8 protein-coding genes are annotated in these 14423 nt (G+C 71.6%); all 8 read right to left on the bottom strand.

Annotated elements, in window-relative coordinates:
- Window positions 1-84: 84 nt before the first annotated feature.
- Entirely contained in the window at window positions 85-1290 is a 1206-nt protein-coding gene (locus tag CP976_RS23995) for a DNA polymerase III subunit delta' (protein ID WP_150482235.1), read from the bottom strand.
- 239 nt (window positions 1291-1529) lie between these two features.
- Window positions 1530-4793, bottom strand: a complete 3264-nt coding sequence (gene tmk, locus CP976_RS23990) for a dTMP kinase (protein WP_150482234.1) — start codon at window positions 4791-4793, stop codon at window positions 1530-1532.
- A 288-nt stretch (window positions 4794-5081) separates the two neighbouring features.
- Complete coding sequence (gene topA, locus CP976_RS23985) at window positions 5082-7913, bottom strand: type I DNA topoisomerase (RefSeq protein WP_150482233.1); 2832 nt, start codon at window positions 7911-7913, stop codon at window positions 5082-5084.
- Between the two features lie 246 nt (window positions 7914-8159).
- Window positions 8160-8357, bottom strand: coding sequence for a hypothetical protein (locus CP976_RS23980; protein WP_150482232.1), 198 nt, complete (start codon window positions 8355-8357; stop codon window positions 8160-8162).
- A gap of 322 nt (window positions 8358-8679) precedes the next feature.
- The gene (locus tag CP976_RS23975; RefSeq protein WP_167537398.1) at window positions 8680-10218 is read right to left on the bottom strand and encodes a DUF7059 domain-containing protein; all 1539 of its coding nucleotides are present in this window, start codon (window positions 10216-10218) and stop codon (window positions 8680-8682) included.
- Window positions 10219-10437: 219 nt separating this feature from the next.
- Entirely contained in the window at window positions 10438-11019 is a 582-nt protein-coding gene (locus tag CP976_RS23970) for a small secreted protein (protein ID WP_150482230.1), read from the bottom strand.
- A gap of 194 nt (window positions 11020-11213) precedes the next feature.
- On the bottom strand, window positions 11214-13619 hold the full coding sequence (locus CP976_RS23965) for a sodium-translocating pyrophosphatase (protein ID WP_150482229.1): 2406 nt from the start codon (window positions 13617-13619) through the stop codon (window positions 11214-11216).
- Between the two features lie 274 nt (window positions 13620-13893).
- Entirely contained in the window at window positions 13894-14331 is a 438-nt protein-coding gene (locus CP976_RS23960) for an ATP-binding protein (RefSeq protein ID WP_010044201.1), read from the bottom strand.
- Window positions 14332-14423 lie beyond the last annotated feature (92 nt).

Genomic DNA, 14423 nt, shown 5'->3' with positions numbered 1-14423 from the left:
GTGTCGTGCCTCGTACGAGTTACGGCGTCAACTCCGCTTCCACCTCGCGGGCAGGCCGCGCGGTGCCGCTGAGCCGGTGCCGGCTCAGCCCGCTCTGAGCGCCATCGTCATCGCCTCCACGGCGAGCAGCGGCGCCACGTTGCGGTCGAGGGCGTCGCGGCAGGCGGCGATCGCGTCGAGGCGGCGGAGCGTGGACTCCGGGGAGCTGCCGCGGGCGAGGCGCTCCAGGGCGTCCTCGGCGTCCGCGTTGGCGATGGCCACGCGGGAGCCGAGCTGGAGGGCGAGGACGTCGCGGTAGAAGGACGTGAGGTCGGTCAGAGCGAGGTCGAGGCTGTCGCGCTGCGTGCGCGTTCTGCGGCGCTTCTGCTTGTCCTCCAGGTCCTTCATCACGCCCGCCGTACCGCGCGGCATGCGGCCGCCCTGGGACGCGCCGAGGGCGGCCTTCAGCTCCTCGGTCTCCTTGGAGTCCGTCTCCTCGGCGAGCTGCTTGGCGTCTTCGGCGGCCGCGTCGACGAGCTCCTGGGCCGCCTTGAGCGCACTGCCGATCTCGTCCACCCGCAGCGGCAGTCTCAGCACGGCGGCACGGCGCTCGCGCGCGGCCGGGTCGGTGGCCAGGCGGCGGGCCCGGTCGACATGGCCCTGGGTCGCGCGGGCCGCCGCGGCGGCGACCTCCGGTTCGATGCCCTCACGGCGTACGAGCATGTCGGCCACGGCGCCGACGGACGGCGTGCTCAGGTTCAGATGGCGGCAGCGGGAGCGGATCGTCGGCAGGACGTCCTCGATGGAGGGGGCGCACAGCAGCCAGACCGTGCGCGGGGCGGGCTCCTCCACCGCCTTGAGGACGGCGTTGGCCGACTTCTCGTTCAGGCGCTCGGCGTCCTCGACGAGGATGACCTGCCAGCGGCCGTTCGCCGGTGAGGTGAACGACTTGCGGACGGTGTCGCGCATGTCGTCGGCGAGGATCTGCGAGCCGACGGCGGCGACGGTGGTGACGTCGGCGTGTGTGCCGATCAGGGCCGTGTGACATCCGTCGCAGAAGCCGCAGCCCGGGGAGCCGCCGAGAGCGCGGTCGGGGCTGACGCACTGCAAGGCCGCCGCGAACGCCCGCGCCGCCTGGTTCCGGCCGGCCCCGGGCGGGCCCGTGAAGAGCCACGCGTGCGTCATCTTCGACGCCTCGGGCGGGGGAACGTCGGTCCCGGCCGCGGTGACCAGGGCGTCGGCGTCCCGGGCGGCGGCGTCCAGCTGCGCGCTCACCCTCTCCTGCCCGACGAGGTCGTCCCACACGGTCATGGGTCACGCCGCCCTTTCGTCACGTTCCACGGTGTGAGATCCATTGTGGGGGTGACCACTGACAACGGCTGCCGCCGCCGCCCGATCCCGCCGGTCCGGCCCAGGCGTCTCGCCGGTCCGGCCCAGGCGTCTCGCCGGTCCGGCGAGAGCGTTTCGCAGGTCCGGCGCAGGGGTCTCGCGGGTCCGGCCCGGGCCCGACTCCCGCGCGGCCCGGGCCCTTCGTCGCACCGCCGGAGGCCTCAGCGGCCCCGGCCGCCCTTCCCTCGGCGTCCCCGCCCCTCGTCCGGCTCGTCCTCGTGCGGTCCGAGCAGTTCGTCCGCCAGTGACGGCAGGTCGTCCAGCGGTGTCTCCTCGGCCCAGTCGGACCGCCGGCGGGGCCGGCCCTCGGCGTCGACCTGCGGCATCTCCCGCGTACGGTCCGTGCCGTCGGGCCGGGCGGCCGGGGCGTCCTTACGGAAGTACCCGGGCGGAACCCGGTCCGCCGGTTCGTCCTCCCGTACGGGCGGCAGCACGGCCGTCTCCTCGGCGTCCCCCGGCGGGACCGGGGGCAGCACGGCCGTCTCGTCGCCCGCCCCGGAGGGCACCTGGGGCAGCACCTCGGTCTCGTCCCCGGAGCCGGAGCCGGGCCTCGGGCGAACCGGCGGCAGCACCTCCGTCTCCTCGCCCGCGCCCGGCGGAACCGGCGGCTTGGGCAGCTCGGCCGTCACCTCGGCGTCGGACCCGCCGGAGGTCCGGCCCCGGCCCTGCTCCTCGTCCCGCACCGGACGCAGCACGGTCGTGTCGTCCGCCGCGCCGCCCGGCTTCACCACGGGCGTGGGCACCGTCGCCGCGTCCTGAGCGGCGGCCGTCGAACCGGAGGCACTCCGCGGGGCGGAGCTCTTCGGACCGGCCTCCGCGGCAGCGGCCGCCGCCTCCGCCAGACGCCGGGCCTCCTCGGCCCGCAGCAGGGCCGCCTCGGCCTTGCGCTGCTTCTCCAGGCGGAGCGCCTCGGCCTCGGCGCGCAGCCGGGCCTCTTCCTCGGCCTGCTTGCGGCGGCGTTCCTCCTCGGCCTTGCGCCGGGCCTCCTCCTCGGCGCGGGCCTTCTCCTCCGCGAGGAGCCGAGCCCGCTCCTCCTCGGCCTTCTTCCGCGCTTCCTCGGCCCGCCGCCGGGCCTCCTCCGCCTGCCGTTCGGCCTCGCGCCGCTGCGCCTCTTCCAGCTCGCGCCGCTTGCGCTCCTCCTCCTCGGCACGCAGCCGGGCGAGCTGCTCCTGGCGCTCACGCTCCAGGCGCTCCTCCTCGGCCTTGCGGGCAGCCTCTTCCTCGGCCTTCCGGCGGGCCTCCTCCTCGGCCTTCTTGCGCGCCTCCTCCTGGGCCTTGATCTCGGCCTCGGACAGCGGCAGCACCTGGTCGAGCCGGTGCCGGATGACCGTCGTGACGGCCTCGGGCTCCTGGCCGGCGTCCACCACGAGGTACCGCCCGGCGTCGGCCGCGGCCAGCGTCAGGAAACCGGCCCGCACGCGCGCGTGGAACTCGGCCGGCTCCGACTCCAGCCGGTCCGGCGCCTCGGTGAACCGCTCGCGCGCGGTCTCCGGCGCGACGTCCAGCAGGACGGTCAGATGCGGCACCAGTCCGTTCGTGGCCCAGCGGTTGATCCGGGCGATCTCGGTCGGCGACAGGTCGCGGCCCGCGCCCTGGTAGGCGACGGAGGAGTCGATGTACCGGTCGGAGATGACGACCGCGCCGCGCTCCAGGGCGGGCCGTACGACGGTGTCGATGTGCTCGGCCCGGTCGGCCGCGTACAGCAGCGCCTCCGCGCGGTGCGACAGTCCCTCACTCGACACGTCCAGCAGGATCGACCGCAGCCGCTTGCCCACCGGCGTGGCCCCCGGCTCGCGCGTCAGCACGACCTCGTGGCCCTTGCCGCGGATCCACTCGGCGAGCGCCTCGGCCTGCGTGGACTTCCCGGCCCCGTCGCCGCCCTCCAGGGCGATGAAGAAACCGGAGGCGGCGGGCGCCTGCTCCGGGTCGTCGCCGCGGAGCAGCGCGTCGCGCAGGTCCTGGCGCAGCGGCACCCCGGAACGGTCGTCGACCTTGGCCAGCACCAGCGCGGCCACCGGCAGCAGCAGGGCACCGGCCAGCATCAGCGTGAAGGCCGCGCCGCCGTGCGCGAAGACGAACTTGCCGCTCTCCAGCCGGTGCGGCCCGATCCCCGCCGCCACCAGCGGGGCGATCACCGCGCCGAGCGCGACGCAGACGCGGACGACCGCGTGCAGGTGCTCCGTCGTACGGGACCGCCGGTACTCCTCGGTCTCCTGGTCGAGCAGGGTGTGCCCGATGTTGGCGGACATGCCCGCGCCGACGCCGGCCAGCGCGAGGATCAGCAGCACGCTGGTGACGTCCGGGACCAGTCCGGCGGCCAGCAGCGCGACACCGGTGAAGGCGATGGCCAGCGCGAGGAGCCGGCGGCGCGACAGGGCGGGCAGCAGCGAGGGCGCCGTACGGATGCCGACGACGACACCGCCGGTCAGCGCGCCCACGAACAGCCCGTAGAGCACCGGCCCGCCGCCCAGGTCCTTGGCGTGCAGCACGGCCACGGCGACGGCGGCGGACACCGCGGCGGCGACGGCCGCGCAGGCCAGCACCAGCAGCGGCATCACACCGGTGCGGCCCTTGTCGGCGCCGGCGGTGGTCTTCGGGCGGCGCAGCCCCTCGAGCGGCGACCGCGCGCGGGGGGTGCGCGTGGCGGGCAGTTCCAGGAAGGTCAGCACGGACAGGGATGCGGCGAACAGCCCTGCCGCGACGTAGGAGGCGAGGGCCGCCTGGTGCTGGGCGAACCAGTCGATGCCGGCGCCCAGCAGGTTGTTGAACAGGGCCGCGGCGACGAGGGCGACGGCCGCGAGCGGGATCGAGACGAAGCCGGTGCGCAGCGACAGGCGGCGCAGGGCGTCCATGTGGTCGGGCAGCGGCCGGACCGTCGCGCCTTCCGGCGGCGGGGGCGGCAGCAGCGCGGGGGCCGCGCTCTCGCGGCACACCGTCCAGAACCGCTCGGCGACTCCGGTCACGAAGGCCGTGACGAGGAGAATGGCCAGCGCGTCATCGGGCGTCCAGTCGATCCACAGCGGGGCGACGATGAGCAGCGCCGCGCGCAGTCCGTCCGCGCCCACCATGGTCCAGCGGCGGTCCAGCGGGCCGTCCTGGGAGGTGAGCGCGGTGAGGGGACCGAGGAGCACGGCGCCGAACAGGAGCGTCGCCAGGATGCGCACCCCGAAAACGGTCGCCACTGCGAACGCCACGCCTCGGTAGCCGCCCCCGAACGAGCCGTCGGCGACGGCTGCTTGGAGGGCGAGGACGACCAGCACGAGAAGGGCGAGGGTGTCGCCCACGCCGCCCACGAGCTGTGCGCTCCACAACCGCTTCAACTGCGGACGGCGCAGCAGGGCGCGGACGGCACGCTCGCGGGAGTCCGCGACCAGGGCGTCGTCGGGGGCCGGCTGAGAGGCCGTTGGATGCTCGGCTCGCGTCATGCATTCAGCCTATCGGGAGCCACCGACACGCTGGGATGCCCGGGCCTGGCATGCGCACGCCCCGACACCGAAGTGTTGCCGGGGCGTTCGCTTTCCGAACCCTGGGCGAAGATCCGGACCTTGACAGTCCGGATACCGGACGGGCCCGGCGCGAATCCCGAACGGGCCACGCGCGAATCCCGAACCGATCCCACGCGAATCCCGAACGGGCCGCACGAATCCCGAGCCGGTCCCGGGCGAATCCCCGCGCGGATCCCGCGGGAATCCCGAACCAGCCCTGAACGGGCCTCAGTCCTTCGCCGGCTCCGAGGCGGTCGCCGTCTTGGCGGCCGTCTTCTTCGCGGTCGTGGTCTTCTTCGCCGTCGTCTTCTTCGCGGTCGTGGTCTTCTTCGCCGCGGTCTTCTTGGCCGCCGTCGTCTTCTTCGCCGGAGCCTTCTTGGCCGCCTTCTTCGCGGTCTTCTTCGCCGGCGCCTTCTCGCGCTTCTCGGCGAGCAGCTCGAAACCGCGCTCCGGGGTGATCGTCTCGACGCTGTCGCCGGAGCGCAGGGTCGCGTTGGTCTCCCCGTCGGTGACGTACGGCCCGAAACGGCCGTCCTTGACGACGACCGGCTTCTCGCTCACCGGGTCGGTGCCCAGCTCCTTCAGCGGCGGCTTGGCGGCCGCCCGGCCACGCTGCTTCGGCTGGGCGTAGATCGCCAGCGCCTCTTCCAGCGTGATCGTGAAGAGCTGCTCCTCGGACTGGAGCGAGCGCGAGTCCGTGCCCTTCTTCAGGTACGGGCCGTAGCGGCCGTTCTGCGCGGTGATCTCCTGGCCCTCGGCGTCGGCGCCGACGACGCGCGGCAGCGACATGAGCTTCAGGGCGTCGTCGAGGGTCACCGTGTCCAGGGACATCGACTTGAACAGGGACGCCGTGCGCGGCTTGACCGCGTTCTTGCCCGTCTTCGGGGTGCCCTCGGGGAGGATCTCCGTCACGTACGGGCCGTAACGGCCGTCCTTGGCGACGATCGCGTGGCCGGTGGAGGGGTCCGTGCCCAGTTCGAAGTCGCCGCTCGGCTTGGCGAGCAGCTCCTCCGCGAGGTCGACGGTCAGCTCGTCCGGCGCCAGGTCGTCCGGGATGTCGGCGCGCTGGTGCTGCTCGGTGTCCTTCTCGCCGCGCTCGATGTACGGGCCGTAGCGGCCGACCCGCAGCACGATGTCGTTGCCCACGGGGAACGACGACACCTCGCGCGCGTCGATCGCGCCCAGGTCGGTCACCAGCTCCTTGAGGCCGCCGAGGTGGTCCCCGTCGCCGTTGCCGGCGTCGGCGGCACCGCCCCCGCCCGTGCCCTCACCGAAGTAGAACCGCTTCAGCCACGGCACGGACTTGGCCTCACCGCGGGCGATGCGGTCGAGGTCGTCCTCCATCTTGGCGGTGAAGTCGTAGTCGACGAGCCGACCGAAGTGCTTCTCCAGGAGGTTGACCACGGCGAAGGACAGGAAGGACGGCACCAGGGCCGTGCCCTTCTTGAACACGTAGCCGCGGTCCAGGATCGTGCCGATGATCGACGCGTACGTCGACGGGCGGCCGATCTCGCGCTCTTCCAGCTCCTTGACCAGGGAGGCCTCGGTGTAGCGGGCCGGGGGCTTGGTGGCGTGCCCGTCGACCGTGATCTCCTCGGCGCTCAGGGCGTCGCCCTCGGAGACCTGGGGCAGCCGGCGCTCGCGGTCGTCGAGCTCGGCGTTCGGGTCGTCTGCGCCTTCGACGTACGCCTTGAGGAAGCCGTGGAAGGTGATCGTCTTGCCGGACGCGCTGAACTCGACGTCCCGGCCGTCGGCCGCGGTGCCGCCGATCTTCACCGTGACGCTGTTGCCGGTCGCGTCCTTCATCTGGGAGGCGACGGTCCGCTTCCAGATCAGCTCGTACAGCTTGAACTGGTCGCCGGTCAGTCCGGTCTCGGCGGGAGTGCGGAAACGATCACCCGAGGGGCGGATCGCCTCGTGGGCCTCCTGCGCGTTCTTGACCTTCCCGGCGTACGTCCTCGGCTGCGGCGGCAGGTAGTCGGCGCCGTACAGCTGCGTGACCTGGGCGCGGGCGGCGGCGACCGCCGTGTCGCTCAGGGTCGTGGAGTCCGTACGCATGTAGGTGATGTAGCCGTTCTCGTACAGCTTCTGGGCGATCTGCATGGTCGCCTTCGCGCCGAAGCCGAGCTTGCGGCTCGCCTCCTGCTGCAACGTCGTCGTACGGAACGGGGCGTACGGCGAGCGGCGGTACGGCTTGGACTCGACAGAGCGAACGGCGAACTGCGTCTGCTCCAGGGCGGCGGCCAGGGCGCGGGCGTTCGCCTCGTCGAGGTGGAGGGTGTTCGCGCTCTTCAGTTGTCCCAGGGAGTCGAAGTCGCGGCCCTGCGCGACCCGCCTGCCGTCGACGGTCTGGAGGCGCGCGACCAGCGACGACGGGTCCGACTGGTCCCCCGCGCGGCCGGTCGCGAAGGTGCCCGTCAGGTCCCAGTACTCAGCCGAACGAAAGGCGATGCGCTCGCGTTCCCGCTCCACGACGAGCCGTGTGGCGACCGACTGGACACGGCCCGCCGACAGCCGCGGCATGACCTTCTTCCACAGGACCGGCGAGACCTCGTAGCCGTAGAGGCGGTCGAGGATGCGGCGGGTCTCCTGGGCGTCGACGAGCTTCTGGTTCAGCTCGCGCGGGTTGGCCACGGCGGCCTGGATCGCGGCCTTGGTGATCTCGTGGAAGACCATCCGCTTGACCGGGACCTTGGGCTTGAGCACCTCCTGGAGGTGCCAGGCGATGGCCTCGCCCTCGCGGTCCTCATCGGTGGCGAGGAAGAGCTCGTCGGAGTCCTTCAGCAGGTCCTTGAGCTTCTTGACCTGCGCCTTCTTATCGGCGTTGACCACATAGATCGGCTGGAAGTCGTGTTCGACGTCCACACCGAGGCGGCGGACCTCGCCGGTGTACTTCTCGGGCACCTCGGCGGCGCCGTTGGGAAGGTCGCGGATGTGCCCGACGCTCGCCTCGACTACGTAGCCGGGGCCCAGGTAGCCCTTGATCGTCTTCGCCTTGGCAGGCGACTCGACGATGACGAGTCGGCGGCCGCCCTGTGCGGTCTCGCTGGTCGGGGACAACTTCGCTCTTCTCTCCGGTCGACGCTGGGGCCTCCCCAGGGTTCGTCTCCCGGGGTCGGGTCGTGGTGACGCTGCGGAGTGTGACGGTACATCCCGCCCCCGTGTCAAACGGGAAAAGCCCGCAACGGCCACTCGAACGGTAACCCGACTACCACCGTTCCTGCCGCCCGGAGTGCCCGGAGCAGGCCCGGGTCGATGCGGAGTGCAACCTCCCGGTTACCCACGGGCGCCTCGCCGGCGCGGGCTTCAGAGGCGGGTGAAGCACCAGGTTCCGGCCGCCAGGGCGAGCAGCGCGACGACGCTCGCCAGGGTCGCCGATTCGACCGGGCTCACACCCTGGGCGACGGGCTGGTGCTGGCGCACGCGCGTCACGGTCCACGCCAGCAGTCCGCCTCCGAACAGGGAGAACACCGCTCCCGCGAAGATCGCCGGTTCGCTCTCCATCGCTCGCCGCGCCCCTTTTCTCCCGTCCGCGTCTCCCCAGCCACCGGAGGCTGACACGCGTGGGCGGCGGGCAGGCGAACCAGAGGTGAACGCCGGGGCGACGCAGCCGCGGATCGGGGACGTCCGGGCCCTCACGGACCGTTTTGGACGAGGTGTTCAAATCGACTCGAATTTTATTGACGGGTCTCCTCGACGAGGGCCTGTGAGGGGTGAGGACGGGGCGTGGGATGCGGTGAGTGGCAGGTGGGGCAGACGTGGTGCAAGGGCGCCCCGGGATGTGGTGCACGAGCGGGCCCCTCGGCAGGCGCCCCTGCCGAGCCCTTCAGCGGACCGGCTCCAGGAACCCCTGCTCGACGAGCAGCCGGATCTGCGTCGGAGTGCGGTCGCGCAGCAGCACCGGGTCCTCGCCGATCAGCTGGGCGATGGCGTCGAGGATGCGGCCGGCGCTCATCGTGCCGTCGCACACGCCCGCGAAGCCGGCGCCGACCGTGTCCACCCGGGTGGCCCGGCGCATGCCGCGGTTCTGGCGCAGCACGACATGCTCGGGGTCCTCCGCGCCGGGCAGCCCGACCTGTTCCTGCACGACCTCGGCGCCGAGCCGGAAGTGTGCTTCGAGCAGCGCGGCGTCGTCGTGGTCGCGCAGGTAGTCGAGCCGGTCGAAGTGGGCCCGGATGGTGTCCCCGAGCGGCTGCTCGACCGGATGCGGCCACTCCTCCGCCGTGACGGAGGGCACGGCGGCGCCCGTCCTGCGCAGGGTGATCCAGCCGAAGCCGACCGCCTTCACCTTGCGCGCCTCGAACTCGTCCAGCCAGGCGTCGTACCGCGCCTGGTACTCCGCCACGTCCTCGCGATGGTCGCCCGCGTCCCGCAGCCACAGCTCGGCGTACTGGTTGACGTCCTGCACCTCGCGCTGCACGACCCACGCGTCACAGCCCCGGGGCACCCATGACCTGAGCCGCTCCTGCCAGTCCTCCCCTTCCACGTGCTGCCAGTTGGCGAGGAACTGTGCGAACCCGCCCTCGTTCAGCCGCTCCCCCGCCTCCTGAACGAGCGTGCGGCACAGATCGTCCCCGCCCATCCCGCCGTCGCGGTAGGTGAGCCGGGCGCCGGGAGAGATCACGAACGGCGGGTTCGAGACGATCAGGTCGTACTTCTCGTCGTCCCGCACCGGCTCGAAGAGGGAGCCCTCGCGCAGATCGGCGGCCGGGGTACCGGACAGCGCCAGTGTGAGGGCGGTGATGTGCAGCGCGCGCGGGTTGAGGTCGGTGGCCGTCACGCGCGTGGCGTGCTGCGCGGCGTGCAGCGCCTGGATGCCGGAGCCGGTGCCGAGGTCGAGCGCGGCGGCGACGGGCGTACGGACGGTGATGCCGGCGAGCGTCGTGGAGGCGCCGCCGACCCCCAGGACGACTCCCTCGTCACGCCGGCCGATCCCGCCGGCGCCACCGACCGCGCAGCCCAGGTCCGACACGATGAACCAGTCCTCGCCACCGGGCCCGCCGTACGGCCGTACGTCCACGGCGGCGGCGAGCTCCTCGCCCCCGGCGCGCGTCAGCCAGCCGCTCTCCAGGCACGCTTCGACGGGCAGGACGTCCGCCACGCGCGCGTGCGGCACGGGCTGCTGAAGGAGGAACAGCCGGACGAGCAACTCCAGCGGCGTGTCCCCGCGGGTCGCCCGGAGCGCGGGCACGGTCTCGCTCCGGGCCAGGGCCGCGTACGCGGGGGCGCCGAGCAGTTCGAGCAGTCCGTCGGCGGTGAAGGAGGCTCCGAGCAGGGCGTCCCGGAGCCGGGCGGCGACATCGGGACGGTCGGAGGAGGGCAGCGGGGGCAGGGTTGACTGGCTGGCGTTACTCACGCCCCCCATTGTGTCCGCCGGCACCGGTATCGCACGTGCCGGTGCCGGGTATCGCGCGCGGCTCGGCGGGGCGGCCGGGCCGTCACTCCCCACTCAGCGGCGGGCGGCCGGGCCGTCACTCCCCACTCAGCGGCGGGCGGCCCGGCCGTCACTCGCGACTCAGCGGCGGGGCGGCCCGGCCGTCACTCTCGGCTCAGCAGTCCCGCCGGCCGCGCCAATGCTCCTTGCTCAGCTCTGGGTCGCCGGCGCCGTGGCCGCCTTGCAGCTGTCCTGCCGGGCCATGGCCTGGCCGACCTCGCCCTCCTCCAGGGTCCGCAGCGCGTCGTTCCCGCTCTTGCCCAGCTTGTCGAGCTCGGTGGCGATGTCCTTGAGACCGTCCGCGAACTTGCCCTGGTCCTTGGTGTCGAGCGCGTCGACCTGCTTCTTCAGGGAGGCGTACGAGGTGGAGATCGTGTTGAGCTCCTTGACGGCGTCCTGCTGCTTCTTCTCGCCGTTCTCGACGTCCGGCGTGCCGGCCTTGGTCACCGCGGTCCCGATGGCCTTGTAGGCGTCGGACATGTCCTGGAAGGCCTTTGCGTCGGTCTTCTGGACGTCCTCCGGCTTGCTGTTGTCCGAGGTCTCCTTCTGGATCGAGGCATTGGCGGACTCGATCTTCTTGGCCTGCGGCTGTACGGCGTCGCAGACCTGCTTGGCCCAGGAGTCCAGCTTCTCGTTGTCGTCGCCGCCGCAACCCGACAGCGCCAGTACCAGTACCGCACCGCCGGACAGTGCGGCCGCGAGCTTCTTGTTCACCGGTTTGGTCCCTTCCATGGCTCTCGGCCCCGGAACATACACGCCAGATGCACGGCAACCGCACGCCGAGAGTCTATTAAGACCCTTTTGTAGCCTTTTGCACCAAGCGAGAGAAGCCTCACGGCGCGGTGGTGGACACACACAGAGCGGGCGGGCGACGCGTCAATGCGCGCCGCCCGCCCGCACCTTGAGCTGGGGCTTGGACGACCTCCCTACGAAACCACCGCCGGGTCCACCGACTTGGGCTTCGGTTCGGCGTTGTCTTCGTCACCCATGGCGATTCCGCGCCGCTTTGACACGTACACCGCACCCGCGATGACGACGAACGCGAGGGCCGCGATCAGGATCCGTACTCCGATGCTCTTGTCCGGGCCGTAGGAGAATTTGATCACCGCGGGCGCGATGAGCAGCGACACCAGGTTCATGACCTTGAGCAGCGGGTTGATCGCCGGACCGGCGGTGTCCTTGAAGGGGTCGCCGACGGTGTCGCCGATCACGGTCGCCGCGTGGGCCTCACTGCCCTTGCCTCCGTGGTGGCCGTCCTCGACGAGCTTCTTGGCGTTGTCCCAGGCGCCACCGGAGTTGGCCAGGAACACCGCCATCAGCGTGCCCGCGCCGATCGCGCCGGCCAGGAACGCGCCGAGCGGGCCGACGCCGAGCGTGAACCCGATGAAGATGGGCGCCATCACGGCGAGCAGACCGGGCGTGGCGAGCTCGCGCAAGGCGTCCTTGGTACAGATGTCGACGACCTTGCCGTACTCCGGTTTCTCCGTGTAGTCCATGATCCCGGGCCGCTCGCGGAACTGGCGCCGCACTTCGAAGACCACAGCACCGGCCGACCGCGACACGGCGTTGATCGCCAGCCCCGAGAAGAGGAAGACGACCGCCGCGCCCGCGATGAGACCCACGAGGTTGTTGGGCTGCGAGATGTCCATCATCAGGCTCAGCGGCGCCCCCGCCCCGGACAACTGCTCGCCCACGTCTCGGGCTCCGGTGAAGATCGCGTCCCGGTACGACCCGAACAGCGCCGCCGCCGCGAGCACGGCCGTGGCGATCGCGATGCCCTTGGTGATCGCCTTGGTGGTGTTGCCGACCGCGTCCAGGTTCGTGAGCACCTGCGCTCCCGCGCCCTGGACGTCGCCGGACATCTCCGCGATGCCCTGCGCGTTGTCGGAGACGGGCCCGAAGGTGTCCATCGCGACGATCACGCCGACCGTGGTGAGCAGGCCGGTGCCCGCCAGCGCCACCGCGAACAGCGCCAGCATGATCGACGTACCGCCGAGCAGGAACGCCCCGTACACGCCGAGGCCGATCAACAGGGCGGTGTAGACGGCGGATTCGAGACCCACGGAGATACCGGCGAGGACGACGGTGGCCGGGCCGGTGAGCGAGGTCTTGCCGATGTCCCGGACGGGACGCCGGGTGGTCTCGGTGAAGTAGCCGGTCAGTTGCTGGATCACGGCGGCGAGCACGATGCCGATGGCCACCGCCACGAGCGCGAGGATCCGGGGGTCGCCGTCCTTGCCCGTGATCGCCGCGTCCGTCACGCCGTCGAGGTCCGAGTACTTCCCGGGCAGGTAGACGAAGACGGCCACGGCCACCAGCACGAGCGAGATCACCGCGGAGATGAAGAACCCGCGGTTGATGGCGCTCATGCCGCTACGGTCGGCCCGCCTCGGAGCCACCGCGAAGATGCCGATCATGGCGGTGATCACACCGATCGCCGGCACGAGCAGCGGGAAGCCGAGGCCGGCGTCACCGAAGGCCGCCGAGCCCAGGATCAGCGCGGCGACCAGGGTCACGGCGTACGACTCGAAGAGGTCGGCCGCCATGCCCGCGCAGTCGCCGACGTTGTCGCCCACGTTGTCGGCGATGGTCGCGGCATTGCGCGGGTCGTCCTCCGGAATGCCCTGTTCGACCTTGCCGACCAGGTCGGCGCCGACGTCGGCGGCCTTGGTGAAGATGCCGCCGCCGACACGCATGAACATCGCGATCAGCGCGGCCCCGAGGCCGAAGCCCTCGAGCACCTTCGGCGCGTCGGCCGCGTACACCAGCACCACGCAGGAGGCGCCCAGCAGGCCGAGGCCCACCGTGAACATGCCGACGACGCCACCCGTGCGAAATGCGATCTTCATCGCTTTGTGCGAGACGGTGGTGAGATCCTTTTCCGGCTCGCCTTCCGCCGGTGTCGCTTCACGCGCCGCCGCCGCGACACGCACATTGCTGCGCACGGCGAGCCACATGCCGATATAGCCGGTGGCCGCCGAGAACGCCGCTCCGATCAGGAAGAACACCGAACGACCGGCACGCTGATTCCAGTCGTCCGCGGGCAGCAGCATGAGCAGGAAGAACACGATCACGGCGAATACGCCGAGCGTGCGCAGCTGTCGTGCCAGATAGGCGTTCGCGCCTTCCTGGACCGCCGCCGCGATCTCCTTCATGCTGTCGGTGCCCTCGCCGGCCGCGAGTACCTGGCGTACCAGGACGCCCGCGACCACGAGTGCCGCCAGCGCGACGACCGCGATGACCACGACGAGAACGCGGTTGCCATCGGTCAGTACGGCGGCTGCGAGGTCTGTGGGATGGCCCGACTGTGGTGAGTTGAAAAGCCCCGCCATTCGTCCTCCTTGACGCTTGGGCTGAGCTCAAGATGTGGACGGGATTGTAGGTACCGGAACCTGATCAAAACAGAGCGCGATAAGCGGAATTGGCCGTCTGAGGTAATGCCCTGAAAGCATTCTCGGACTGCCGTGGAGCATGCGAATGATCGTGAACGAATTCACGCGACGAACGGCACAGGAACTACTGTAAAGGCGACCACTGACAGCCGCACATGACGAAGGGCCCCACGGGTGGGGCCCTTCGTCAAGAACGGGTGTGCGCGGTGGCCGGTCAGGCCAGGATCGTCGGCGGTGGTGTGGTCGGCCAGGTCATCTTGATCGACCCGCCGTGCTCCCCCGCGCTGACCTCGACATCGTCGACGAGTCCGCTGATGACGGCGAGGCCCATCTCGTCCTCATCGGCCTCACCGTCGGGGTCGCCGGGTCCTGCTCCGGGCCCGCGCTCTCCGGGAACCGCATGCGGGGCCTCGTCGCCGACCTCGATGGAGAACTGTTTCTCCTCCTCGATCAGCAGCACCTTCACCGGTGCCGAGATCCCGCCGGTCTGGTGCAGGCCGACGGCCCGCGTGCAGGCCTCGCCGACGGCGAGCCTGACCTCGTCGAGGACGGCCTCGTCCACCCCGGCCCTGCGCGCCACCGCGGCCGCCACCAGCCGGGCGGTCCTGACGTGCTCGGGCAGCGCGCTGAAGCGGAGCTCAACGGTGGCCATGCATCCCCCTCGCAACTTCGGGCGTGCTGTCGAGAGGCTCCGGGCCGCCGAAAAGCCCGGGCCCCCTCGGTCTTCACTTCTGCCGAACTCTT

This window comes from Streptomyces coeruleorubidus (genome assembly GCF_008705135.1).
In the GTDB taxonomy this organism is placed as follows: Bacteria; Actinomycetota; Actinomycetes; order Streptomycetales; family Streptomycetaceae; genus Streptomyces; species Streptomyces coeruleofuscus.
The sequence above is the reverse complement of the archived record's forward strand: the minus strand, read 5'-3'. Positions and strand labels throughout refer to the sequence as shown.